Raw genomic sequence first — 24,983 nt, forward strand, 5'->3', positions numbered from 1 at the left:
CGGTAATGCAGCAACAAAGCTACAAACAGGATAGTCTCATTAACCGCATCGTTCAGGCAATGCGAGAAACTTTAGTATTGGATGACGTGTTACAAACGACTGTAAATCTACTACACGAAACTTTGCAAGTAAGTCGGTGTCTGATTTTCCAGCCCGATCCAAACAATCAAATGAGGGTGCGCCACGTATCGGAAGCTACAGAGAAAGGGCGCAGTCTGATGGGTATTTATTGCGACTTCTATGAGTACTACCATCAGATGCTAATGCAGGCTGAACCAGTGGTAATCGCCCGAATAGACGCCAATATTCCACGCGAACTGCAAGAACTGGCTAGGTCTTGTGAGATTCGTTCGCTGTTGATTATGCCCTTGTTGTATCACGAGTCTTATCTAGGTGGAATTAGCCTCAATCAGTGCGATCGCGAGCGCGAGTGGACAGACACTGAAATAACACTCGTTAGAGCGATCGCTACTCAGTGCGCGATCGCCATTCATCAAGCACAATTGTTTAACCAAGTTCAACAACAAGCAACGCGAGAGCGATTGCTCAATCAGATCGGTCGTTCGCTAAATTCGAGCCTCGATCCAGACTCTATCTTGCAGGAAATTGTCAAGCTCGCAGGGGAATGCTTTGGGGTCGATCGGGTAACTATATTTGCCATAAAAGCAGAGCATACCGAGATTGTAAAGGAATGGAGAGCCAACGAACAAGTTATTTCTGTGGTAGGCTACCGAGTTCCTTTAATAGAACACCGAGATCTATTAGATCCCACCTCTAATTATTCTTTTCATCGAGTTGTCCATGCTCCTAAAACCAGCTTAATGGCTTATACTGCGGAGCGACAGATGCAGGTTCAGCAGGCGCAAATGCTTTCAATGCTAAGAGTGCCGATTTTTATTCGCGGTGAGTTATTCGGTGGTATATCGTTGCAAACTACAACCACTTATCGGACTTTCACACAAGACGAGATTCAATTCTTAGAAAGAATAGCCGACCAAGCAGCGATCGCCCTCTACAATGCCCAGAGCTACGAACTCCTAGAACAACTGGTGAGAGAGCGAACTAGGGAACTAGAACAGGAAAAAATTATCTCCGAAAGCGCTAATCGGGCAAAAAGCGAATTTTTAACCACGATGAGCCACGAACTTCGCACTCCTTTGACTGGTATTTTGGGGTTTTCTCGCCTGCTTTTGGAACAAATTTTTGGACCTCTCAATGAAAAACAATTACAATACATGGCTAATATCAATTCCTGTGGAGAACATCTGCTGGCATTGATAAACGATTTGCTAGATTTGTCTAAAATTGAAGCAGGTCGAGAAGAATTATTCCTCGAAATATTATCAGTTGAGGATATAAGTTCCGCAGCCCTCCAAGTAGTCGCAGAGCGAGCTTATGAAGGTGGTTTGCAATTATCAATGGAGATTGCCCCAAACGTAACTGTCTGCGTAGCTGACCAACGGCGTTTGAAGCAGATTTTGGTCAACCTCTTATCTAACGCGGTTAAATTTACCCCCATAGGTTCTGTAACGCTAAAAGTAAACCAAACAGAAGACACAGTTCACTTTTCTGTAATTGATACGGGAATTGGCATTGCAGAGGCAGATTTAGCCAACCTCTTTCAACCGTTTCGACAGCTTGATAGCGGTCTGAATCGAAAATACGAGGGAAGTGGTCTGGGGTTGGCTCTATCGTGCAAACTAGCAAAGCTACATGGGGGCAATATTACGGTAGAGTCAGAATTAGGGCGCGGTAGTTGCTTTACTTTGCATTTGCCGATACAGCCTCCAACGGAATCAGAAATGTCTTTAAATTCGCTAACCTAATAAAGGCTAGCTTGCGATCGCATTGAAATTGAATTTTTTTAAAAACCATGATAAATCGTAAACTCGAACAACTAAAAACCTTATTTGCAGAAATGGAGCAAGCTTTGATTGCTTACTCTGGAGGCGTCGATAGCACTTTAGTCGCTAAGATTGCTTACGATGTACTAGGCGATCGCGCTTTAGCTGTAACTGCTATTTCTCCCTCTCTTTTGCCAGAAGAACTGGAAGACGCACGCATCCAAGCAGCTCAAATTGGTATTGCTCATAAGGTTGTCCAAACTAACGAAATGGATAACCCTAATTACACTTCTAACCCCGTGAATCGCTGCTATTTCTGCAAAAGCGAACTGCACGACACTCTCAAACCTTTGGCTGTTCAATTCGGTTATCCTTATGTCGTGGATGGGGTAAATGCTGATGATTTAAAAGATTATCGACCGGGAATTCAAGCCGCAAAAGAAAGAGGTGCGCGATCGCCTCTCGCAGAATTAGGCATTACTAAAGCTGAAGTGCGCCAACTTTCTCAGCAGCTAGATTTACCTTGGTGGGATAAACCCGCGCAACCCTGTCTTAGTTCTCGCTTCCCCTACGGCGAAGAAATTACAGTAGCTAAATTGCAACGAGTAGGTAGAGCAGAAATTTATCTGCGTAAGTTGGGTTTGAAAAATCTCCGCGTGCGTTCTGAAGGTGACACTGCCAGAATTGAGTTATCGCCAGAACAGATAAAAGAGTTTGTCTTAACTACAGATTTAGCAACTTTAGTTTCAGCATTTCAAGAGTTTGGCTTTATCTACGTGACGTTAGATTTAGAAGGCTATCGCAGTGGTAAGCTAAACCAAGTTTTGCCGCAGATAGTTAAAGTTTAACGAATGAGTTGTTGGTATACAAAAAAAGCCTGCGATCGCAGGCTTTTTCTTTCTAGTGCGATCGTTAACTTTACCCACCCAAAATCTAAAATCTAAAATTTATTACATGGTTTGCTCTTCTATAGGAACCAGATAACATCCATTAATCTTCCAAATATAGCCAGATTGTTTTTCCATTAAATAAAGTGCCCTCATCAAAGTCCCATTCGGAGCAAGTAGCAGCACTGTTTGAGTTAGCGCTCCATCGACTATTTTTAGCTCCTCAAACATTACAGAACGGGGACGGTAAATTGCTTGGTAAGCAGTTTTCACCATTCGCATAAAATTTTCAGCGGTTTTAAATTGCATCTGAATTCCCGGAGTTGCAAAAGCAAAAGCACCTCCAGCATCGTCTTTTTGAAATGCTTCGAGTTGGCGTTCGATTACAGAACGGATTGCATTGCGATCGCTATTGTTAATTTTCATCTGTTGAGCCTTTGCGGGTAGTGCTAGCAGTGACAAAGCAATACACATTTGGAATAACCAACTAATTAGGATAGCAGGTTTCGACTTCTTAAATTCTTTCCTGAAATTATAGCTAAGCTAAAACTAACCGATAAGCGCGGTGGCTTGAAGCTTGTAGCTAATTTTTTTGCGTCCCTTTAATTCAACATTTCAATCTTATAAGCATATAAAACACCGCTTAAAAATAGGATAATTTTTCGCATAAAAAAGATTTAAGCAAATTTTATCGTACTCTGTAGAAGCGCCCCTATTATATATAAACTTGCTGCGTAACTTATCATAAAATATTTTTTTTACAAAGCAATTTTAAAATTCAGCTATTACTAAGCCTTCAACAGTATTATGTGGCAATAATTAAACAAAGCCTTTTCTAATGTTTATTATAGCAATATTATTCAGCCTGGGCTTTATTCGAGCGCCTGTTTTAGCCAAGTAAAGTTTGCCAAATTTAACCGCAGCATAAATCCGACATAACCTCTGTCAAGCATAATCGTAATGTTTAGCGGTTCTCACACTTTAAATAACTAAAAGCTTACGCTTTTAGAAACCGTTCTAGCTGTACTTTGCCTTTAAGAGTATTATAAGCTCCCGTTTATAAACGGGAGCTTTTCATGCTTGGAACAGTTCCACATCTCTTTTATATAGCCTGCTGCAAAGAACCTATGAATGACTTTTCTAATGAAAAGTGGCAACAAATTAAAATACTTGCTCTTAGATTGCAAGCTCTAAAAAATATTTTAAAAGTTTTTGACGAACAAATTACTAATCAATCGTTTGCCAATGAACTAAACCCTATAAAAGAACACCTAGACGCAGATTTTGATAAAACATTAAATAGTTTAATAGAACTTACTAAGAATGGAGACGATTAACTTAATTCGGTGCTTTCTCTTACCTTGCGTTGGTAGCCTAAGCCTAAAAATATAAGTAAAGCGATACCCTCCCTTCCCGATGGCCAATTTATAACTTTAAATTACGGTAAGAGTAAATTAAGAAATTTGTCTTAATTCAAGATGGGCTAGCACTCATGTAAAGTAGGGCAATGCGGCACTGCTGCGCGGCATAAAGTGATGCGGGCAACCCGCGATCGCAACTAAAGAGGTCGATCGCATTTTGAAGATAAGGCATAACCAGCAGATAGTTGTCCTATTGGTAGAGGCGTTGGCTTGCCTTGCCCTTACAATTAAAGAACGAGGCGGAGTGCGGCAACGGCAAAACTATAAGATTACAGGCGATAGCTATAAAGCAATCCAAGCCAAACAACGGCTCCTAATAGCAGGGTTGTGCGTTGGTTGCGATCGCGCTAGCTTCGCGCATCGTCAGGCGGACTTGGTGGCAACTAATGTAGGGGACGGCTAGGGCAATGCAGAAACCTTCAGAAACTTTATATGCCAGTTTATTTTGGTTAATTTCCGCGTTATTTATTTGGCTGTTGATATTGCCGATAGCAGTACTTTCGCTGCCACTAATGCTGCTGGTAACGGTAGGTAAGCTAATTTTCACCGTACCTAACTTAAACCTAACAGAAACAGAAATTACATCCCCGGAAAACCGAGAACACCAACCCGTTAATGCCACTAACCCGCTGCTGGAATCATTGCTAATGGCAAGTATAATAAAATTGCCTGCTATGCTGGCATCAGTAATTTCTTTACAACCAACGCGATCGAAAAAACAGTCATTGGTTGCCGAGAGTATTCAGCCACAACTAGCAGAGACGCAAAGGCATTCATCACTCGACACTATAGATATACCTGCTGAGGAAAAAACAGGTGGGAATTAAGCTAGAAAGCGTCATACCTTGGGGGCGATCGCTAGAAGAATATATCAGGATGTTTGACCTGAAAGCCGCTGAACTTTGTTTGAGAATTCTTGATTGTGCTGGTGGCCCTGCTAGCTTTAATGTTGAAATGACGCGCCAAGGGTACAACGTTATATCATGCGATCCAATATATGAGTTTACCGCTAGCGCGATCTCCACTCGCCTGCAAGAAACTTACCAACCCCTCATCGATCAAGTCAAGGCCAACATAGACAACTATGTTTGGCAGAACATCAAGTCTCCAGAGGAACTGGGGCAAATCCGGATGTCAGCAATGCAGCAATTTCTAGAAGATTTGCCGCTAGGAATTCAACAAGGGCGTTATGTCACCAGCGAGTTACCTATTTTGCCCTTTAAAGATAAAGAATTTGATTTAGCATTGTGCAGTCACTTTTTATTCCTTTATTCTGATTTCTTTCCGGAAGATTTTCACATTGCTTCAATTCTCGAACTGTGTCGCGTTGCTAAAGAAGTAAGGATTTTTCCCCTCTTGAACCTCTCAGGGGAACCATCAATATTGCTGCAACCAGTAAGGAAAAAATTAGAAGCACAAGGCTACAGCTTGGAAATCAAGCAAGTGCCATACGAATTTCAAAAAGGCGGCGATCGCATGTTGCGGATTGTCTGCCCCGTCCCTCCAGCTCTAGTCTAGTCCCAGCCATCCATCTACCGGGGAGGGGAACAGTTCGCGATCGCGCTTTGCTTGCTGAATCCTGCCTTTAAATTCTTTTATTCCTAGATAGGATGCTGGAACTTTGTACAATATATCAGCTTCTTCAGATACTATCTTCCAGTAAGGCCGTTAACAGGAGTGAAGTAATGAACAAAAGATTTTTGCTAAGTTTGCTAGCCAGCCCTACCGTGTTGGCATCTATGGTGTCTATGATGGCAATGGCCAATAGAGTCAACGCCGCCGAATTAGTAACCCAGCCTGCAAATTCAGTCTCATGCGTTGGCTCCCCCCGCGCAGCCCAGTTTACCTGCGTGCGCGTTGCACAAGCCGATACCACTACTAGCCAAGCGGCTCCCCCCGCTGTCGGGGATACTCAGCAACAGGACAATCCTGACGTACTAGAATTCACCGAGGAAGAAAGTGATGCTGCGGTCGCCAAGTATGGCTGCGATTGTCCGGCTTGTATCAATGGTATACGTGCCATGCGCGGTCTACCGCTTATCAACTAAAGAGCGATCGCTTAACTTTCTGACTGCGGCTAATGATTACAACTTTTATCAGGAACCTGGTTTCTTGCTATAAATCTGGTGGATAAAACAAGCAATTTTTGCCAGAAACCAGGTCTAGAAGGCAACCACTGATAATGACTACAACTTTTGAATCTACCAAGACATCCTCCACCACCGCTGATTTTGGTATTGGCGGTAAACGCCACGAGTATCTCTGGAATTGGCAAGGGCATCAGTTATCGGTAGTTTATGAAACTCTAGGTGAAGGAAATCCAGTATTGCTGCTACCCGCGTTCAGCACTGTTTCCACGCGGGGAGAAATGCGGGGAATAGCAGAATTATTGGCTCCCAATTTCCAGGTTGTGGCAGTCGATTGGCCGGGATTTGGTGAGTCAGACCGCCCCAGAGTAGATTATCAGTCAGGGTTGTATCACCAATTTTTAGAGGATTTTGTCAAAGCTGTTTTTAATACTCCAGTAGCAGCGATCGCGGCTGGTCACGCCGCAGGCTACGTGATGCGGCTAGCCAAACAACAACCCCAACTTTGGTCAAAGATAGTATTGGCTGCTCCCACTTGGCGCGGGCCGTTCCCGACAATGGGCGACCATCGCCCGATGTATGGAATATTAAGAGAGATCGTGCGATCGCCTATCGTAGGTCAAGGGCTTTATAAACTAAACACCACGCCATCTTTCCTGGCGTTAATGTATCGCCGCCACGTCTACTCCAATCCCGACAAAGTACAACCGGACTTCATCGAGCAGAAGTGGCAAATCACCCAAAAGCCTGGTGCGCGATTTGCACCAGCCGCCTTCGTTACTGGCGCTATTGACCCAGTGCAAAATCGAGATGATTTTCTCTCTTGGTTTCAACCTTTACCCGTACCAGTGATGGTAGTTATTGGCGAACAATCCCCGCCCAAATCAAGGGCAGAAATGGATTTATTAGCCGCTTTGCCAGGAGTGCGATCGCAGGTGCTTCCAGGTTCGCTAGGGATGCATGAAGAATATCCCAATGCCCTTGTTAATGCGATCGCAGATTTTTTATAACCCCCTGATGCACGCAGATAATCGTCCCATCTGCTTCTATCTGCGTGCATCTGCGGTTAGAATTATCTAGTATGACTTGATATTGATTATCATTTTAACAAACCAGGTATTTGTCATGGTACAAGCTTTGACGGCAGATTTAGTTCCCGTTACCGTCCTCACAGGCTATCTGGGAGCGGGTAAAACAACCCTCCTCAACCGCATCCTCACCCACGAACACGGCAAGAAAGTAGCCGTGATTGTCAATGAGTTCGGGGAGATAGGCATTGATAACCAATTGGTTGTCAATACAGATGAAGAAATATTCGAGATGAATAACGGCTGCATATGCTGCACCGTGCGAGGCGATTTAATTCGGATTATCGGCAACTTGATGCGGCGGCGCGATAAATTTGACCATCTAGTAATTGAAACCACTGGTTTAGCAGACCCCGCGCCTGTAATTCAGACTTTCTTTGTAGACGAGGATATGAAAGACCAACTGCAACTAGATGCAGTTGTCACCGTAGTTGACGCCAAACATATTTGGCAACACTGGGAAAGCAGCGAAGCCCAAGAGCAAATTGCTTTTGCCGATGTGATTTTGCTCAATAAAACTGACTTAGTAACGCCAGAACAGTTAAACGAGTTAGAACAGCGGATTCGGGCGATGAACGCTATGGCTAAAGTCTACCGCACCCACAACTCAGAGTTACAGATGGATGCGCTTTTAGGAGTGAGAGCGTTTGATTTAAAGCGTGCGTTAGAGATTGACCCGCAATTCTTAAATGAAGAAGCCCACGAACATGATGAAACTGTCGGTTCTATTGCCTTAGTAGAACAAGGCGAACTTGATAACGCCAAATTGCAAAATTGGCTCTCCGGGTTGTTGCAAACTCAAGGGCCAGATATTTTCAGAATGAAGGGAATTCTGAATATTGCTGGAGAAGACCGCCGCTTTGTTTTCCAAGGCGTCCACATGATTTTTGAGGCTACAGCCGACCGCCCCTGGAAATCCGCTGAAACCCGTAAGAATGAATTGGTGTTTATCGGTCGGAATTTAGACGCGGCGAAGTTACGAGAGGATTTCTTAGCATGTATGGCTTAGAGTGCGCTAGTACAGATGGGGATGAGGAGAAACCGAACCTGGAAGTATATTGGCGCGGGGCGCTATCTGATTATGTGACTTGCATTGCCTGGTCGCCGGATGGCACAATTTTAGCCGCAAGTTCTGCTGCGGGTGAGGTCGTGCTGTGGCGCGGAATGGAAGATTTATTAACGTTGCTTCCGCCAGCCGCCACGTCAATAGACTGTCTTGCTTTTTCTCACGATGGACAATTTTTAGCTGCTGGCGGACAAGATGGACGAGTGCAAATTTGGCGATCGCCAAATTTTGAATTAGTAGCTACTTTGAAAAATGCGCCAGCTTGGGTTGATAAGCTAGCTTGGAATCCCCTCTTAAACCAACTAGCGTTCAGTCTGGGGCGCTATGTCCAAGTGTGGGATGGCGATACAGGCAATATTGCCGCGACGCTAAATTTCGAGGCATCATCTGTATTTGATATTGTTTGGCATCCAGACGGAAAAATATTAACAGTCGCCGGCTATCAGGGGGTAAAAGCTTGGAATAGTGGGGACTGGAACGCTAAGCCTTATTTGCTAGAAGTTCCCACAGCGAGTCTGGCGATCGCATGGTCGCACGATGGTAAGTACCTCGCCAGCGGCAATTTCGACCGCACCCTCACAGTTTTAGAGTGGAACAATCCCCTTCCTTGGGTAATGCGCGGTTTCCCCGGTAAAATTCGTTCTCTCGATTGGTCGCAACCCGTTAGTTCTGTTGGTGCGCCCCTCTTGGCTTTATCTAGCGCTGAAGGCGTTGTAGTTTGGGAAAAGCACGAGTCGGAGTCAGTGGGTTGGCAAGGGCGAGTATTGGAGAGTCACGAGGGTGTTGTCAGCGCGATCGCTTTTCAACCCAACGCCACCCTACTAGCTTCAGCTGCGCTTGATGGCTGGTTGTGTTTGTGGGACAACGCCCAGGAATTAGGCCAGGCAGTCGATGGCGCCCCTAAAGGTTTCTCCTGTCTGGCATGGCATCCCCAAGGTTATCAACTCGCGGCTGGCGGAATTAATGGTGAATTGCTTATTTGGTAGCTAAAAAAATATCAAGGCGTCCTTTTTGAGAAAGAACGCCCTGATATTTATTGATGATTGCTTCAGCAGACTTACAGGATACGTGGCGATCGCGAACTCCACGACTATCCAAACGACATAACGCAAACAATTATTTCTCGCCAATTAATTAATAAATACTAGCTGAGCGAGCTATTGCTGCGGTCATAGCTGGCGCGGAAGCTGGGATGTGGTTCGCCTTGAATGTGGTTCCAGTAGCCAGTCGTCTCAACGTCCATACCAACTTCAGCCGCTGTACGGTTCAGCATTGATTGCTGACGATTCTTAATGATGTGGTGATGGCGCATCATCAGGGAACGAGCTTGATCTTGTGTAGACATACCTTAGTCCTCCGTATTGCTTCAGTGCAATGTTTTAATTCAGTTCTTTGTCCTTACATAATTAATATAACAGAAAATTCTGTATCTAAATTTACAAAATGCCTGTAGAAACAAAAATTTACAGAACCTTTTAGAATTAGATTCGCACAGACCAGCCCTGAACCAGTCTGTAGACTGATAGGGATAGCCTGGTTACAGTCAATCCTCGCCAAGTGCGTATCTAATAGTCCAAGCTGGGTACAACGTCGTGTTCAGTGCCCAAACCATAAAAAACAGCATAGAGAGTAAAAAAAATGGCTACACCTTGTCACATCCTTGTAGAAGGCAACCCTGTTGTTATCTACGCCAGCCGGAAAGGCGACCCCAAGCAGCTGCTCCCCATCCTTAACCGATTTCTACACAAGTTTTGGCAAGAAAGAGAAATTTCCGGAGAAAATCGCGACACCCCAGAATGCTTAGTGGCTCAGATTATTGTCCGCTTTGGCTACGAAATTTGTGAGGATGATTTCTCTAATCTGCGAGTGGGGGTAAATTACGCCCCAGACGTGGAATATCTATACTGGGTGGGATTAGATCGCAGCGTCAGCGTTTGGGCAGCAGAAGCAGCCTATCGCAGCAATCCGAGTTTGGGACTCAAGGGCTGTCGTCAACTCAGTGAAGTACCTAAATAGCTAATTGGTAATGGGTAATTAGTCTAGTCGTAAGCCATCAGCAATCTGTCATCAACGTACTAAGGACGCCAACCAATCACCTATTAAGCTCAAATTCCGGCGATCTATACTTCTATCCCGCCGACTAGCAGCAGCCTTGTCAATAAGTAGTTATCTAAACGCAGCCTTTGTGTGTATTTTTGTTTGGCCCGTTTTGTTTAGCAGACCTTGCGGCATAGTCTTTGAGCGTTGCTAGTGGTGATTGGGAGCGCGATCGCTGGTTTTTCTGGCGATGGTTAGTTGGCTTTGACATACAGGGTTTTGCGCCTTTTTAAGGCAGTGGGTAGTCCTGCTTAAGAAAAAAGAAGCATTTAGCGGAGGATAGAGTTCACCCCAAATCAGTTGTCCTCTATGCTGTTTAAAATTTCCACCAATAAGGCATCTATTAAAAAGCCGCGCTCTCGAACCAAAAGTTTTGTATGATGGCAACCCTGAAAGGATGTACAACCTAATTAAGCAATTTTCTGGGAGTGAATTCGACACAATGCACTTCACAGAGATATTTCTCTAATTTGGCGGCTATTTTCAGGCTAATAGTTAAAATTACCTAAATCTTGCCCTTACTTCCTTTTGCGCCTGCCTGCGTGATGAACGCTGCCGCGAATTGCTTATGATATATGTACTTAACAATAGTGTGTGGTAAAACGAAGTTTTCTGACAAGACTATTGGTAGTTAAGGGTTATCATTCAAAAAAAATCAATTTATGTTTGACGCGCTAGCCGAACGATTAGAGGGCGCCTGGAAGAAACTGCGGGGCCAGGACAAAATATCTAAATCCAACATCGAAGACGCCCTGCGGGAGGTTCGTCGCGCCTTATTGGAAGCCGACGTTAATCTCCAGGTAGTCAAAGATTTTATAACTGGCGTCGAAACCCGCGCGCTGGGAGCCGATGTAGTTTCTGGCGTTCGTCCCGATCAGCAGTTCATCAAAATTGTCTACGATGAGCTGGTGGCTGTGATGGGGGAAACTAACGTCCCTCTAGCCCAAGCTGATAATTCTCCTACAATTGTGCTGATGGCTGGTTTGCAAGGAACTGGCAAAACCACAGCTACAGCTAAGTTAGCCTTGCACCTACGCAAGCAGAATATCAGTACTCTTTTGGTAGCTACTGATATTTATCGCCCAGCAGCTATTGACCAACTCTTGACGCTTGGCCAACAGATTGAAGTACCCGTATTTCAGTTGGGTACAGACGCCGACCCCGTGGAAATCGCCCGTCAAGGTGTGGCTCAAGCTAAAGCCACTGGCGTGGATATGGTGATAATTGATACCGCAGGCCGCCTGCAAATTGACCGGGATATGATGGGGGAATTAGCCCGCATCAAAGAAACCGTCCAGCCCCACGAAACGCTTCTGGTGGTGGACGCTATGACTGGTCAGGAAGCGGCAAATCTCACCCGTACATTCCATCAAGAGATTGGGATAACAGGAGCCATCCTGACCAAGCTAGATGGAGATACGAGGGGAGGTGCGGCGCTTTCGGTGCGGCAGATTTCCGGTCAGCCCATTAAGTTTGTAGGGGTGGGCGAAAAGGTTGAAGCACTGCAACCCTTTTATCCAGACCGCATGGCATCGCGGATTCTGGGTATGGGAGATGTCCTGACTCTAGTAGAGAAAGCCCAGGAGGAAATTGACCTCGCTGATGCCCAGAAGATGGAGGAGAAAATCCTCTCGGCGAAGTTTGACTTTAGTGACTTCCTTAAGCAGATGCGTCTGCTGAAGAACATGGGGTCGCTGGGCGGTCTGATGAAGCTGATTCCGGGAATGGGCAAGCTATCAGACGACCAGCTGCGCCAGGGTGAAATCGGCCTGAAGCGGACAGAGGCGATGATTAACTCAATGACTTCAGAGGAACGGAAAAATCCCGATTTGCTGTCTAGTACTCCTTCGCGGCGGCGGCGGATAGCGCGTGGTTCTGGATATCAGGAGTCAGATGTAGCTAAGCTTGTGACTGATTTCAAGAAGATGCGTAGCCTCATGCAGCAAATGGGTCAGGGTGGTATGCCGGGAATGCCGGGAATGCCGGGAATGCCAGGAATGTTTGGTGGTATGGGTGGTGGCAATATGCCTGCCCGTCCAGGCTTCCGGGGCTATCCGGGCGGCGTAGGGGCTAAGAAACAACAGAAAAAAGCCAAAAAGAAGAAAGGCTTCGGGCAACTTTAGCCTCTCTCATCTTGCTTTTTAGACTTTTGGCTCCGGACTCCGGACTCCGGACTCCGGACACTACCCTAGAGTTGGATGCCTAGAAATGGTACAATTATTTATTCAGCATCTAACAACGTTTAAAAGCTGCAAGCTAAAAGCTTACAACCCAAACAGGAGAATCCTACATCAACATGGTCAAACTGCGATTAAAGCGATACGGCAAAAAGCGGGAAGCAAGCTACCGGATTGTAGCGATAAACAGCTCCGCCCGCCGGGATGGTCGTCCTTTGGAAGAATTAGGCTTCTACAATCCTAGAAGTGACGAAGTTAGACTAGACGTTCCAGGAATTGTTAAGCGCCTCAAAGAGGGAGCGCAGCCGACTGACACCGTGCGCCGCATTTTTGAAAAAAACAATGTCTTTGAACAACTCCGCGCCTGAGCAACTGACACGAGTAAGTAAAACTCAACCTGCCAGCCCAGATTACGCTAGCTTGGTGCGATTCCTAGTGCAACCGTTTTTAGAGTCACCCGAGTCGTTGAGTATAGACTGCGAGATATCGAACGGTAATACGCGGATCTGGATTCGGCTGGCTTTTGAAGGTGAGGATAAGGGGCGAGTGTTTGGCCGGGGTGGGCGCAACATTCAGGCGATTCGCACGGTGATTGAAGCAACAGCAGCAGCGGCTGGTCAATCTGTTTACCTGGACATCTATGGTAGTTCAGGGCAGAGTCGAGAGAGCGCGCCTACTGGTACAGGTGGAGCACCCCGTCGGTCGTCTGCTCCTAAACCGTCTTCTAGACTCCGTTCCCAGTGACAGTGTAGGGGCTAAAACCAGGCAACTCTGGCTTGGGAGGATAAGCCCCTCACATCTGTGCATTTATGTCTGCAAAATATGCTGGGGGAATCAACCTGGCAGATACAGGCATTCATACCATATGAAGTTAATTTTGCAATATTGCTACTAGACGAGGTTAACCAGATATCTTGCATAGCAGCTAGATAGTGGGGAATCGCGTGATCTATATGCATTGCTAAGAATAAACCGCATTACAACTGCCCCAGAAGGTGACGCCTGAGAATAGATCTAAATAATTAGTACTATTCAGGCGATTCTTGGCATATGTAGTAAAGAGTTTAAAGGAGCGAGAGAATGCCGGAATGACAGAGGAACTAAAGACAATTCAGCTACCGAGCAATGAGAGCGCGATCGCTCTGTGCGGCGCTCGTGAAGAAAATTTGAAAACTATCACTCAGCTAACTGGTGCCCAGCTAGTGCTGCGGGGGCAAGAGTTGCTGATTTCTGGGACTGAAAAACAAGTTGACCGCACTTATGAACTTGTGAGGGCGCTAAAGCCTTTTTGGAAATACGGCAAGCGCATCGCTAATGTAGATATCTGCACTGCTGCTTATGCCCTAGATACAGACCACGTGGAAGATCTCCAAGCAATGCAGGAGAATTTACTGGCGCAAACTCGGCGTGGTGAAGAAATCCGCGCCAAAACGCTCCCGCAGTGGAAATATATCCAGGCAGTACGCACTCACGACCTCACGTTCTGCATTGGCCCCGCTGGTACGGGTAAAACCTATCTAGCAGCAGTTCTTGCAGTGCAGGCGCTCTTGAACAATCAGTACGAACGATTAATAATGACAAGACCAGCTGTAGAAGCTGGTGAAAAACTGGGTTTTTTGCCAGGGGATTTGCAGGCTAAGATTAGCCCGTTTCTGCGACCCCTCTATGACGCCTTGTATGAATTTATCGATCAAGAAAAAATTAATAATTTAATGGAAAGGGGAGTAATTGAAGTTGCTCCCTTGGCTTATATGCGGGGTCGCACGTTGAGCAATGCTTTTGTAATTGTCGATGAAGCCCAGAACACGACACCAGCGCAGATGAAAATGCTGCTGACTCGCCTTGGTTTCCGTTCGCGCATGGTTGTAACTGGCGACATTACTCAGACCGATCTACCTGCTAACCAAACATCGGGTTTAGCTGTAGCTCAAAAGATTCTGCAAAGGGTTGAGGGCATTGCTTTCTGCAATCTTACGTCTTCGGATGTGGTGCGTCATCCTTTAGTTGGGCGGATTGTAGCCGCCTACGAACGGTACGAAAGTTAGTAGGTCTTCCGCAATTCAAGTTATCAAGTTCGGGATATTTTCAGGTAGTAGGCTCTGAGTCATTGAGTTAAAAATACTTCCCTTTCGGCTTTCTGAATCTAGAGATTATTTGGTTCTGCAAAAGGCAGGAAATAATCTCAGCCAGTGGTTAAAGCAAGCGATCGCCGAGAAACTAGAAGGGGAAGGGGACTCAATATCCAATAATTTCCCATCAAAAAAACAGGTATCAAGTTGATTCTATAAGTATTAAAATTGGCCCGCTATTAAAGTCGGGCAAATTTTATTCCTTCTAAAATTGTGCAGCTTCCCAGGAAAAGCTAAAGGGCAACAAAGTACGCAGGAAAACTTAAATTCTTCACGACCATTAGTTATAAACAGGCAACCAAAGCATTAATTATTACCAAGGTGAGCCAACTAGGGTAAAAGCCGCCCAATAATAAGGATGATTTAATTGCTTGTCTTGTATCCGCCCCATTGCTGCGGGCAAAAGCAGCGATTTACCTACAGAAGTAGTTAACCCACCCTTGTGAATACGCACCTTGCCTTGGATCATGGCTACCTGCGTGCGTCGCAACGCCTCTGCTTTCATTGGGGCTGTTTTTAATTGCTCGTAAAAATCGGTCATCAGTCCCAACGTGCCCTCATCGCTGATATACCAAAGGCTTGCCAACACGGACTTCACCCCCGCTTGGATGGACATTCCAGCAAAACCCAACTCCGCCTGTTCGTCCCCCAGCGCTGTACGACAAGCACTAAGCACTAATAAATCTAATGGGGGATCGTTCCAGCCCATTTGCGACAGTTGGTCTAGTCGCAGCTGAGTATCCCACAACTGGATATAAGAGTTTTTGGGGGCACCCGACTGAAATTCCGCATGAGTGGCTAAGTGGAGGATGCCGAAGGGCTGAATACGGCGCTGCGATCGCAAATTTTGCAGCGTGAAGGCGGAATTCAGAAAAGATTTACCTGGCCACAGAGAAGGAACAATTGCACTAAGTTCGCTTGGTACGGCAGGCAAAGGTTTTTGGTTATTAAATGTCGCTGCTCCCATCGCCAGAACTTGAGCGTTTTTGATGCTGTGGGGACGGATATCGGTCAAGCTGAGACTGGGCATCAGACCGATGCTGTAGCGTTCTACTAGGAACCCTTTACCATCGTGCATTGCCGAAATGGGTATGGAACGGAGACCAGCATCCATTACAAACACAAGATTTTTGATGCCTCGTGCTTGTAAATCATTTTCCAGAGGTGCGACTATCCACTGATAGAGTTGCTGCGCCGAGGGTAGATAGCTAGTTAGCCGCGTTCGCCTTGGCCCTGCGGTTACTTCAGCTTGAAAGTTTCTTGCAACTGCTAGCACTTTAGAGCGATGAGCTAGAGGAACTCGCGCTCGTATGGGCTTACCTTCTGCGGTAATTAGCAATACTTCGAGCTGGTCGCTACCAGGAGTTAGGCAATTTATCTGCTTCTGATTGTTAACGTTGTGTCGATTGGAAAGATCCGCAGAATCTAACTGCTGTGTTTGTGCTGGCGCGACCTTAGTCTGGCATTTAGTTGTGTTCTGTGCAGTACGTTGAGCGAGGTTGCGTTCTATGGCGCTGGGTGTAAAAGTCACATAAATAACCGCACTTCTAACCCCACTTTCTTCATCAAAATCCCTTGTCGCATTGCGAATATCCGGCAAGGTTTTCATTTGTGTCTTAAAAGGTCGTTGAAAGTAATCCTCAAACTCTTGTTTGTAGTTGTCCTCAAGGAGAGTAACAGTTTCCTCTGCTGTTGCAACCGGACTGGTAGTGCTTACAACTGTAGGAGAGACACTCTGGCTGCGATTTTCGCTATCACTTCCCGTTGAGGCGATCGCATTTCCCCCAGAGTTTGAGGCGGGACTAGGATTATTGCCATTTCCCTCTATTTGACTAACACCAGCTGAGTTACCAATTGGACTAGGATTATTGCCATTTCCCTCTATTTGACTAACGCTAGCTGAATTGCCAGCGCCACTGGGTTTACTTCCATTCCCCTCAATTGGACTACCGCTACCTGAGTTATCAATGGGGCTACGATTATTCCCACTTCCTTCTATTGGACTACCGCCACCTGAGTTATCAATGGGGCTGGGATTATTCCCACTTCCTTCTATTGGACTACCGCCACCTGAGTTCCCTGCGCCACTGGGTTTACTTCCATTCCCTTCGATTGGAGTAATGCCACCTGAGTTATCAATGGGGCTTGGATTATTCTCACTTCCTTCTATTGGACTACCGCCACCTGAGTTCCCAGGGCCACCGGGTTTACTTCCATTCCCTTCGATTGGAGTAATGCCACCTGAGTTATCAATTGGACTAGGATTATTCCCATTTCCTTCTATTGGACTACCGCCACCTGAGTTACCAATTGGACTAGGATTATTCCCACTTCCTTCTATTGGACTACCGCCACCTGAGTTACCAATTGGACTAGGATTATCTCCACCTGAGTTACCAATTGAACTAGGATTATTCCCACTTCCTTCTATTGGACTACCGCCACCTGAGTTACCTGTGGGAGTGGGATTATTCCCATTTCCTTCTATTGGACTACCGCCACCTGAGTTACCAATTGGACTAGGATTATTCCCACTTCCTTCTATTGGGCTACCGCCACCTGAGTTATCAATTGGACTAGGATTATTTCCATTTCCTTCTATTGGGCTACCGCCACCTGAGTTACCTGTGGGAGTGGGATTATTCCCATTTCCTTCTATGCGATGGCTCGCCAGAACTGGCCGATCCTCGCCGCTAGGAGGTAACAGACTATCCGCAAGCGATCGCTGTGGTCGCAAAGCACCATTAGGCGTAGGCGATATAGATGAATTAGTTGCTAGGACAATAGTACCGCCTATGCCTTCTAAGCGGTTGAAAATATCAGCATTAATACCACTCGGTACTTGAGGAAAAGCTCCGGGGATAATCCTATTATTACTGGCTAATTGGTAAGGAACTCCAGAGATAATACCATTACTCACCAAATTAAAATTGCCGCTATCTTTGAAGGGATTTCCTGATAAAGGTACTGCCTGGATATCAATCCCTCTATTACCAATGATGTTAAGGTTTTGTCCAGCTTGAGCGATCGCGGGATACTGTATGCTGTTTTGCAGCTGCACTGTATCACCAGCTAGCAGATCTACATTCCCCGTCGTGAACAACTGGCTTTCGACCAACCTGATATCGCGCCCTGCTTCTAGCCTTATTGTCTTGGCGTTCAACAGGCTGTTTTGCAGACGCAGAGTATCCCCCGCCGCCAGGTTTATATCTCCAGCAGCCAACACTTTGCTCGAATCTAAGATGAGATTACCCGATGCCTGTACTGTTGCTGAATTGGCGTTCACCCCGCGCACCACAACGTCCCCATCCTCCACCAACAGACCAGAATCTGTTAATTTCACCTTCTGCTGAGTGTTACCAAAAAGACTGGGAACCTTATCCGCAACATCATTGCCAGTCAGTAGTTGAGGCAGAGTGCGAATATTAATCTGGTTTGAATTGTCTAGTAAAGCTGACTGCGGAATGTCCAAACTCAGCAAATGCCCTCGTTGGCTCAATCGCAACCAACTCTCGCCAGGTACAGACTGGATGAGTATTTGCCCTCCGGGTGCATTCAGGTTGCCAGTGCTAGCTACCGTGCCGCCCAGCAATGTTAAACTCTTTCCTGGACTTACTTCCAGCGTTCCCGCGTTAATAATTGCTCCAGGCGATCGCACCTTGCCATTGTTTCCAGTAGTGTTGAAAGCAAACGCACTTGGCGTTCCTACTAAAGCTGCGTAGTTATTGTCACCTCTGGCATTAAACCATTGGTTTCCAACTCCAATTCCTGTTGCGGTCGTGGCGGTGAAGTCTCCTGGTACGTTCAGACTCGCATTCTGGCCAAATACAATCCCCGCTGGGTTCATTAAGAATAAGTTGGAATTGCCGCCACTGACTTGGATAAGGCCGTTAATAATTGAAGGGTTGTTACCTCTAACGCGAGCCAGGATGTTTTGGATATTCGGGTTAGATATAAAATTGGCAATTTGGCCAGCGTCGAGGTTAAACCGCTGAAAGCTTTGGAACAGGTTGCTTCCAGCGTTTTTGCCGCCAGTAATATCAAAGCGATCGCCAGCAGGAGTAAAAATAGGAGCGCTTACCTGAGTATTTGTTCCGTTAGCGCCCTTCTCTGGGTCAATTTGTTGTGCCTGCGCTACTATAGGGCAAAGCATACCAACGCCGAGCCAGGGAACAGCAGCAAAAGGTAAAATTAAGAAATTTTTAACCTTTTTCTGGTTATTTTGAGTTTTTAATTTTAAATTTTGACTTACAGTATATTTTGCTGGTATTAACCAACTAAGTAGGCACACAGGAACTTTCCTCTGGCTGATTTTTAGAAATAAATACGGAAAATTTGCACCCTGAACTTTTCAACATCTGGCACTCTCAGCCTAATTTGTGCGGGGAGTGGCAGGTATTCCGCAAATCAATACCTGAGTGCCCCTTCGCTCGGCACCTATCCGAACGCGGGTAAGCGATCGCTTAAAACTTATTAAGCATAACCCTTACTTCTAGAAAAATTGGTTGAGAGCCTCTTCTATCTAGGGTTACATATTTTTTATATAGAAGTCATTAGTTAACTAGGTCAAAAGGTAGTTATCCACGTTTAACTTACCGATTGACCTATTAAGAATTAGCAATTACACCTAGTAATCACCAAGGATTGCCAATCATGGTAAAAGCCGCCCAGTAGTATGGATGCGTCAGCTTTGTAGTTTTCAGATTTGCCATTTCCGGGGGGAGTTGCACCTTGCCACCCGGAGTGAGCAGATACCCATTTTCTAGACGAACGTCTCCCTTGATCATCGCCAACTGCGCCTGTCGCAGCGCCTCGGCTTTGATGGGGGCTTTTCTCAATTGCTCGTAAAAGTTAGTCATCAGCCCCAAAGTGCCTTCATCGCTGACGTACCATAAACTAGCGAGTGCCGATTTTACTCCGCTCTGGAGAGCCAAGCCAGCAAAGCCCAATTCTGCCTTGCGATCGCCCAGCGCTGTTTGGCATGCACTTAGCACCAATAAATCAACTGGTGGATCGTTCCAACCCAACTGGCTCAATTGTTCCAATCGCAGTTTGCTATCCCAAAGTTGAATATAGGATTGCTTGGGATCGTCTACCTGGAATTCGGCGTGAGTTGCTAGGTGGACAATTCCAAAGGGACGCTGGCTGCGTGCCGACTTCAAGTTATCAAATGTGAAGGCTGAATTTAGGTAAGATTTACCCGACCACAAGTGCTGGGTGATATTCTCAATTTCGACGGGTACCGCAGGTAAGGGTCTTTGATTAGGTAAATTCGCCGCTCCCATCGCCATGACTTGCGAGTTCCTAATATCGCGGTATTTGGTATCAGTGAGATTGAGACTGGGCATTAAGCCCGCGCTGTAGCGCTCCACCAGAAATCCTTTACCATCGTGTAAAGCTGCGACCGGAAGGCTACGCAGACCCTCATCCATGATGAAGACTAGATTATTGATGTCAGCGGCTTGTAGATCGCCTTCTATAGGTGATACCAGCCAGTTATAGAGTTGTTGGGCTGGAGCTTGATAGCTAAGCGGTCGTCGGGCATTAGTCACTTCCGAGCGGAATTTAGCAGCGACTCGGAGAACCTGCGATCGCGTAGCTCCAACTATGCGCTTGCGAATCACTTGGCCATGACCCATCACCACGGTCACATCCAGTTCGTCGAGCTTCTGATCCATGCGGTTGGGGGCATCCATCTGATTTCCCCCAGTGTTGGTTTTGACTTGTGGGGTGTTCTGTGCGTTATTCGTCCCCGAAAGCAAGCTATTTTTGCCTGCCCTTGCGTCTTGGGATATACCATTTGGAGGCACAAAAGCTACATATATCAGCGCCGATCTTATGTTCGTTGCTTCCTGTACGCTGTCCAAAATCTGCGTTGCATCCACCGAGTTAGCAGCCTGAATGTTAGCGGACGACCCAAAATATTCCTGCCATTCAGTACTGAACTGTTTATCCAGCGCCGCAACATGGGCAACATCTGGTGAACTGATTGCATTGGAGATTACAAACTGCGGGCGTGCCGAGCCAGTCTTTTTCGCTACAGGTGCAGAAGAATCGCCGCTCCCCTGATCGGAAGACGTAGCCTCGCCACTCCCCTGCTCAGAAGATTGAGATTCGCCACTTACCTGTCTACTAGGTGCAGAATCGCCAGCCGCCTGCGGTAAAGACCTAACATCGTTACTCTCCTGACCTATTCCCATGCTGGGTTGAGACTGTTGTACTGGGGTAGTTAGCGCATCCCTATTGTTAGTGTTTCCTAGTGGTTTATTACCACCAATGTTGTTTGAGTCCATTCCAGGCGAGCTACCCACACCATTTGCAAGCGAGTTACTCACACCGTTTCCTGGCACGTTGTCGGTGTCCTTTCTAACCGAGTTATCCTTACCATTTCTATCGCGCCCATAGCCCATACCATTTCTAGCAGGCCCGCTGCCTGTGCAATCTCCCTGCTGTTTGCCCGGGCAATCTCCCTGCTTCTTAGGTTTAGTGCTGACACCCGGGGGATTAGTTTTGCCGCTGTTGTCAGATTGGTTCTTTTTGTCGCTGTTGTCAGATTGGTTCTTTTTGTCGCTGTTGTCAGATTGGTTCTTTTTGTCGCTGTTGTCAGATTGGTTCTTTTTGTCGCTGTTGTCAGATTGGTTCTTTTTGTCGCTGTTGTCAGATTGGTTCTTTTTGTCGCTGTTGTCAGATTGGTTCTTTTTGTCGCTGTTGTCAGATTGGTTCTTTTTGTCGCTGTTGTCAGATTGGTTCTTTTTGTCGCTGTTGCCAGACGGGTTCGAGTTGCCATTGCCAGACGGGTTCGAGTTGCCATTGCCATTTTTCGGCTGGGTGTTGCCAGCATTATTTTCTGGCTGCGGGTTGCTAGCGTTATTTCCTGGCTGTGGGTTGCTGTCGCCATTATTCGGCTGTGGATTGCTGGCGTTATTGCTCGTAGTTGGGTTTGTGTTATTTCCCGTAGTTGGATTTGTGTCGCTATTTCCTGGCTGCGAGTTTGTGTTTATTCCTGTTATTGGGTTGCTAGCGCTATTATCCGTAGTCGGATTGCTGGCGCTATTATCCGTAGTCGGATTGCTGGCACTATTTCCTGGAGTCGGATTGCTGGCACTATTTCCTGGAGTCGGATTGCTGGCACTATTTCCCGTAGTCGGGTTGCTGGCACTATTTCCCGTAGTCGGGTTGCTAGCGCTATTTCCCGTAGTCGGGTTGCTAGCGCTATTTCCCGTAGTCGGATTGCTGGCACTATTTCCTGGAGTCGGATTGCTGGCACTATTTCCCGTAGTCGGGTTGCTAGCGCTATTTCCCGTAGTCGGGTTGCTAGCGCTATTTCCCGTAGTCGGGTTGCTAGCGCTATTTCCCGTAGTCGGATTGCTGGCGCTATTGCCAGTTCCCGTAGTCGGGTTGCTAGCACTATTACCCGTAGTCGGGTTACTAACGCTATTTCCCGTAGTCGGGTTACTAACGCTATTACCTGGAGTCGGGTTGCTAGCACTATTACCCGTAGTCGGATTGCTGGGGCTATTGCCAGTTCCCGTAGTCGGGTTGCTGGTGCCAGTTCCCGTAGTCGGGTTGCTGGTGTTATTACCAGTTCCCATAGTCGGGTTGCTGGTGTTATTACCAGTTCCCATAGTCGGGTTGCTGGTGTTATTACCGGGAGTCGGGTTGCTAGCACTATTACCGATAGTCGGGTTGCTGGTGCTATTGCCAGTTCCGGGAGTCGGGTTGCTAGCACTATTACCGATAGTCGGGTTGCTGGTGCTATTGCCAGTTCCGGGAGTCGGGTTGCTGGCGCTATTTCCCGTAGTCGGATTGCTGGCGCTATTGCCAGTTCCCGTAGTCGGGTTGCTGGTGCTATTACCGGGAGTCGGGTTGCTGGTGCTATTGCCAGTTCCCGTAGTCGGGTTGCTGGTGCTATTACCCGTTCCTGGAATTGGGTTGCTGGCGTTATCTCCCGTAGTTGGGTTGCTGGTGTTTGTCCCCGTGGGTGGGTTAGTGTCAGAAGTATTAGGCTGTGGGTTGCTAGTGGTATCTCCCGTAGTTGGGTTGCTAGTGCCTGTTCCCGTAGCCGGGTTAGTGTCACCAGTATTAGGCTGCGGGTTGCTTGTGCTATCTCCCGTAGGTGGAGTAGTGTCGCCAGTACCGGACGGCGGGTTGTTAGTGCTATTTCCGTCGTTTGGTGTAGGAATTGGGCTGGGGATGGGAGATAGAACAGCTCCCCCCGTAACCGATTGAGAACTTCCCTTGCTTGCTAATGTAATGTTGCCTGGATAACCTTGGTTGCCCTTACCTGGATTACCAGAATGAGTCGCATTTATAGTGCCGTACTTAATGCTGCCTGCATCGACGCGCAACGTTACATTACCAGAATTGCCTTGACCAACAGCGGTTGTATTTATCTTGTCAGTGATAATGTTTCCAGCCTTGCTGGACAAACTGACAGAACCGCCATTGTTTCCACCCTTTACGCTCGAAGTTATAGTTCCAGCAGTAATATTGCCTTGGGCGGACATGATAACTGGCCCGCCATCGCCTTTAACTTCGCCAGAAGTATTTATATCGCCTGCGGTAATGCTCCCAGTTGCTGATTTCAATATCAGTGCGGGAGTGGTAGTTAAAGTCTTGAAATCTGTATCGTTCTCAGAAATACTAGCGGCGGTATCTGGTTGGGTAATTTTAATATTTCCAAACGTGATATTGCCGCCAGCTTCTACCTTCAGTGCAGCACCAGTGTAATCGCCAAAATTATAGTCTCCATCTACTTTGTAAATTGGGTCGTAGAGACTGATTGATTTACCTAAGCCACCTGATAAGTTGAGCAGGTAAAAATTTCCACCGCTGGAAAAGTGAGCATCCAAAGAAGCAATTCCATCTGTAACCACACTGGTGTTGCCGCCACTCTGGAACGGCATTTCAGTCTTGGTATGGTTTAGCGCCAGAATATCAATTGATTGCTTGCCCTCAACGTAGAGGTTGCCCCCTGTTTTAGCAAGAAAGGGATTTGCGACGCTATCCCGTATTCGCACTGTATCTTGTGCAAAGAGATTCAAGTCTCCTGCTGTTTGAAGTTTAGTTTCTACTAACGTTAGATTACGGTTCGCTGATAAACTTGCCCCTGCTCCTGTGACATTTCCCCCCGCTACTACTACATCTCCGGTTTGGATAGCTATACCTGAGCCAGATAGTTGCAGGCTACCGTCGTTGTTTTTGGTTATTTGTGTAGCGCTGCTGGCATTTCCACCCGTCAGCAAAGAAGGGAGGGATGCAATTGGCAGCGTCGAGTTGTTTGGCTGGCTGCTATCTGTTGTCAGGGGTTGAATTTCCACACCTAACAAAGATCCTGCTGGGGTAAGCCGCACTAGAGTTAAGCCTGGTACGGTTGCGACAGTAACTTTCCCTCCTGGCGCAGATAGCTGTCCTGTACTAACAACTGTTCCACCTACTAAACTTAAATTTCCCCCACTTCCCACCGCTAGCGGTGCCGCGTTGATAATAGCTCCCGGCTGGGATGCGTTGAAGGCAAAGGTATTAGGCGTTCCTGCAAGGGCAGCGTAATTATTAGAGCCAGTGGCACTAAACCAATTATTATTCCCAAACCCGATGCCTGTAGCAGTGCTAGCGCTGAAGCTTGCTGGTACGTTCAGGCTGGCATTGTTGCCAAATACAATTCCAGATGGGTTGATTAAAAATAAGTTGGAGGTGCCATTGCTGACTTGAATAAGGCCATTAATAATGGAAGCGTCACCGCCATTTATGCGCCCAAGTATGTTTCGGATAGCTGGGTTCGACAGAAAGTTGGCGACTTGACCAGAGTCGAGGCCAAATTTAGTGAAGCTATGGAACAGGTTGGCTCCATCCCCGGAACTTTGCCCTCCGCTGATGTCAATGCTGTTTCCGCTGGGAGTGACAATAGTGTTGGTGCCGTCGGCTGCTGGTACTATTGTTTGTGCCTGCACCAAACCAGGACAAACCATTCCCACCGTGAGGCTGGGAACAAGGGCAAAAAAGGTTGCCGCTTTTTTGTATTTATTGTTACTTTTAATTTTTGATTGTTGAGATGCCAAACCGCTATGTGCGGGTAGGTTTCCACCACACAAAGAGTTGGCCGCGAACCATAAGCTGATTCTATATCCAGCGCCTTTCATCAAAGCATCTACACAGCCATACCCCTATATATTAGATACGGGGAAGAG

The 24,983-nt window shown here is 46.7% G+C and carries 20 protein-coding genes; 15 read left to right on the top strand and 5 right to left on the bottom strand.

The features are described 5' to 3' along the window. Window positions 1-5: 5 nt before the first annotated feature. Entirely contained in the window at window positions 6-1,826 is a 1,821-nt protein-coding gene (locus H6F77_RS21510; protein WP_190490958.1) for a sensor histidine kinase, read from the top strand. Between the two features lie 47 nt (window positions 1,827-1,873). Next, window positions 1,874-2,692: an ATP-dependent sacrificial sulfur transferase LarE gene (gene larE / locus H6F77_RS21515; RefSeq protein ID WP_190490959.1), complete on the top strand. Its 819-nt coding sequence runs from the start codon at window positions 1,874-1,876 to the stop codon at window positions 2,690-2,692. A 102-nt stretch (window positions 2,693-2,794) separates the two neighbouring features. Here the strand turns inward: larE and H6F77_RS21520 are convergent, their stop codons facing one another. Next, window positions 2,795-3,157 carry a DUF4864 domain-containing protein gene (locus H6F77_RS21520; RefSeq protein ID WP_190490960.1) on the bottom strand — a complete coding sequence of 121 codons (363 nt, stop codon included), beginning with the start codon at window positions 3,155-3,157 and terminating at the stop codon, window positions 2,795-2,797. 650 nt (window positions 3,158-3,807) lie between these two features. Here H6F77_RS21520 and H6F77_RS21525 point away from each other — a divergent pair. The 8 genes from H6F77_RS21525 (at window position 3,808) to H6F77_RS21560 (ending at window position 9,379) form a co-directional block, all read left to right on the top strand. Further along, window positions 3,808-4,068 carry a hypothetical protein gene (locus H6F77_RS21525; protein ID WP_190490961.1) on the top strand — a complete coding sequence of 87 codons (261 nt, stop codon included), beginning with the start codon at window positions 3,808-3,810 and terminating at the stop codon, window positions 4,066-4,068. A 241-nt stretch (window positions 4,069-4,309) separates the two neighbouring features. Continuing rightward, the gene (locus H6F77_RS21530; RefSeq protein ID WP_190490962.1) at window positions 4,310-4,555 is read left to right on the top strand and encodes a hypothetical protein; all 246 of its coding nucleotides are present in this window, start codon (window positions 4,310-4,312) and stop codon (window positions 4,553-4,555) included. Window positions 4,556-4,559: 4 nt separating this feature from the next. Next, a complete protein-coding gene (locus tag H6F77_RS21535) occupies window positions 4,560-4,979 on the top strand; it encodes a hypothetical protein (RefSeq protein WP_190490963.1) in 420 nt (139 codons plus the stop codon). After that, window positions 4,969-5,670, top strand: coding sequence for an SAM-dependent methyltransferase (locus H6F77_RS21540; RefSeq protein ID WP_190490964.1), 702 nt, complete (start codon window positions 4,969-4,971; stop codon window positions 5,668-5,670). The genes H6F77_RS21535 and H6F77_RS21540 overlap by 11 nt, the downstream gene beginning before the upstream one ends. Window positions 5,671-5,837: 167 nt before the next feature. Then, window positions 5,838-6,200: a hypothetical protein gene (locus H6F77_RS21545; RefSeq protein ID WP_190490965.1), complete on the top strand. Its 363-nt coding sequence runs from the start codon at window positions 5,838-5,840 to the stop codon at window positions 6,198-6,200. A 134-nt stretch (window positions 6,201-6,334) separates the two neighbouring features. Further along, entirely contained in the window at window positions 6,335-7,249 is a 915-nt protein-coding gene (locus tag H6F77_RS21550; RefSeq protein WP_190490966.1) for an alpha/beta fold hydrolase, read from the top strand. 115 nt (window positions 7,250-7,364) lie between these two features. Beyond that, window positions 7,365-8,336: a CobW family GTP-binding protein gene (locus H6F77_RS21555; protein WP_190490967.1), complete on the top strand. Its 972-nt coding sequence runs from the start codon at window positions 7,365-7,367 to the stop codon at window positions 8,334-8,336. Further along, on the top strand, window positions 8,324-9,379 hold the full coding sequence (locus tag H6F77_RS21560; protein ID WP_190490968.1) for a WD40 repeat domain-containing protein: 1,056 nt from the start codon (window positions 8,324-8,326) through the stop codon (window positions 9,377-9,379). The genes H6F77_RS21555 and H6F77_RS21560 overlap by 13 nt, the downstream gene beginning before the upstream one ends. A 158-nt stretch (window positions 9,380-9,537) precedes the next feature. Here the strand turns inward: H6F77_RS21560 and gifA are convergent, their stop codons facing one another. Next, window positions 9,538-9,738 carry a glutamine synthetase inactivation factor IF7A gene (gene gifA, locus H6F77_RS21565; protein WP_190490969.1) on the bottom strand — a complete coding sequence of 67 codons (201 nt, stop codon included), beginning with the start codon at window positions 9,736-9,738 and terminating at the stop codon, window positions 9,538-9,540. Between the two features lie 293 nt (window positions 9,739-10,031). Between gifA and H6F77_RS21570 the strand changes: the two genes are divergently transcribed. Then, window positions 10,032-10,409 carry a histidine kinase gene (locus tag H6F77_RS21570; RefSeq protein ID WP_190490970.1) on the top strand — a complete coding sequence of 126 codons (378 nt, stop codon included), beginning with the start codon at window positions 10,032-10,034 and terminating at the stop codon, window positions 10,407-10,409. Between the two features lie 154 nt (window positions 10,410-10,563). Here the strand turns inward: H6F77_RS21570 and H6F77_RS21575 are convergent, their stop codons facing one another. Then, on the bottom strand, window positions 10,564-10,701 hold the full coding sequence (locus H6F77_RS21575) for a hypothetical protein (protein WP_190490971.1): 138 nt from the start codon (window positions 10,699-10,701) through the stop codon (window positions 10,564-10,566). A 451-nt stretch (window positions 10,702-11,152) separates the two neighbouring features. Between H6F77_RS21575 and ffh the strand changes: the two genes are divergently transcribed. The 4 genes from ffh to H6F77_RS21595 all read left to right on the top strand — a co-directional run bounded on the left by ffh (window position 11,153) and on the right by H6F77_RS21595 (window position 14,712). Next, window positions 11,153-12,613: a signal recognition particle protein gene (gene ffh, locus H6F77_RS21580; protein ID WP_190490972.1), complete on the top strand. Its 1,461-nt coding sequence runs from the start codon at window positions 11,153-11,155 to the stop codon at window positions 12,611-12,613. A gap of 173 nt (window positions 12,614-12,786) precedes the next feature. After that, window positions 12,787-13,035 carry a 30S ribosomal protein S16 gene (rpsP, locus tag H6F77_RS21585; protein WP_190490973.1) on the top strand — a complete coding sequence of 83 codons (249 nt, stop codon included), beginning with the start codon at window positions 12,787-12,789 and terminating at the stop codon, window positions 13,033-13,035. Next, window positions 13,010-13,411, top strand: a complete 402-nt coding sequence (locus H6F77_RS21590) for a KH domain-containing protein (RefSeq protein ID WP_190490974.1) — start codon at window positions 13,010-13,012, stop codon at window positions 13,409-13,411. The genes rpsP and H6F77_RS21590 overlap by 26 nt, the downstream gene beginning before the upstream one ends. A 344-nt stretch (window positions 13,412-13,755) precedes the next feature. Continuing rightward, window positions 13,756-14,712 carry a PhoH family protein gene (locus H6F77_RS21595; protein WP_190490975.1) on the top strand — a complete coding sequence of 319 codons (957 nt, stop codon included), beginning with the start codon at window positions 13,756-13,758 and terminating at the stop codon, window positions 14,710-14,712. Window positions 14,713-15,109: 397 nt separating this feature from the next. On the opposite strand, the gene H6F77_RS21600 is transcribed toward H6F77_RS21595, so the two are convergent. Further along, window positions 15,110-19,087 carry a CHAT domain-containing protein gene (locus tag H6F77_RS21600; protein ID WP_309228897.1) on the bottom strand — a complete coding sequence of 1,326 codons (3,978 nt, stop codon included), beginning with the start codon at window positions 19,085-19,087 and terminating at the stop codon, window positions 15,110-15,112. A 343-nt stretch (window positions 19,088-19,430) separates the two neighbouring features. Continuing rightward, window positions 19,431-24,854, bottom strand: a complete 5,424-nt coding sequence (locus H6F77_RS21605) for a CHAT domain-containing protein (RefSeq protein ID WP_190490976.1) — start codon at window positions 24,852-24,854, stop codon at window positions 19,431-19,433. Window positions 24,855-24,983: the final 129 nt, after the last annotated feature.

It is taken from the genome of Microcoleus sp. FACHB-831, from assembly GCF_014695585.1.
GTDB lineage: Bacteria > Cyanobacteriota > Cyanobacteriia > Cyanobacteriales > FACHB-T130 > FACHB-831.

Bases quoted from the DNA above. Each gene is read 5' to 3' on its own strand.
- H6F77_RS21520 (WP_190490960.1), bottom strand. From the start codon at position 3,157: ATGAAAATTAACAATAGCGATCGCAATGCAATCCGTTCTGTAATCGAA.
- ffh (WP_190490972.1), top strand. From the start codon at position 11,153: ATGTTTGACGCGCTAGCCGAACGATTAGAGGGCGCCTGGAAGAAACTG.
- H6F77_RS21575 (WP_190490971.1), bottom strand. From the start codon at position 10,701: ATGTCAAAGCCAACTAACCATCGCCAGAAAAACCAGCGATCGCGCTCC.
- H6F77_RS21510 (WP_190490958.1), top strand. From the start codon at position 6: ATGCAGCAACAAAGCTACAAACAGGATAGTCTCATTAACCGCATCGTT.
- larE (WP_190490959.1), top strand. From the start codon at position 1,874: ATGATAAATCGTAAACTCGAACAACTAAAAACCTTATTTGCAGAAATG.
- H6F77_RS21570 (WP_190490970.1), top strand. From the start codon at position 10,032: ATGGCTACACCTTGTCACATCCTTGTAGAAGGCAACCCTGTTGTTATC.
- H6F77_RS21555 (WP_190490967.1), top strand. From the start codon at position 7,365: ATGGTACAAGCTTTGACGGCAGATTTAGTTCCCGTTACCGTCCTCACA.
- H6F77_RS21550 (WP_190490966.1), top strand. From the start codon at position 6,335: ATGACTACAACTTTTGAATCTACCAAGACATCCTCCACCACCGCTGAT.
- gifA (WP_190490969.1), bottom strand. From the start codon at position 9,738: ATGTCTACACAAGATCAAGCTCGTTCCCTGATGATGCGCCATCACCAC.
- H6F77_RS21535 (WP_190490963.1), top strand. From the start codon at position 4,560: ATGCAGAAACCTTCAGAAACTTTATATGCCAGTTTATTTTGGTTAATT.
- H6F77_RS21545 (WP_190490965.1), top strand. From the start codon at position 5,838: ATGAACAAAAGATTTTTGCTAAGTTTGCTAGCCAGCCCTACCGTGTTG.
- H6F77_RS21560 (WP_190490968.1), top strand. From the start codon at position 8,324: ATGTATGGCTTAGAGTGCGCTAGTACAGATGGGGATGAGGAGAAACCG.
- H6F77_RS21590 (WP_190490974.1), top strand. From the start codon at position 13,010: ATGTCTTTGAACAACTCCGCGCCTGAGCAACTGACACGAGTAAGTAAA.
- rpsP (WP_190490973.1), top strand. From the start codon at position 12,787: ATGGTCAAACTGCGATTAAAGCGATACGGCAAAAAGCGGGAAGCAAGC.
- H6F77_RS21595 (WP_190490975.1), top strand. From the start codon at position 13,756: ATGACAGAGGAACTAAAGACAATTCAGCTACCGAGCAATGAGAGCGCG.
- H6F77_RS21525 (WP_190490961.1), top strand. From the start codon at position 3,808: ATGCTTGGAACAGTTCCACATCTCTTTTATATAGCCTGCTGCAAAGAA.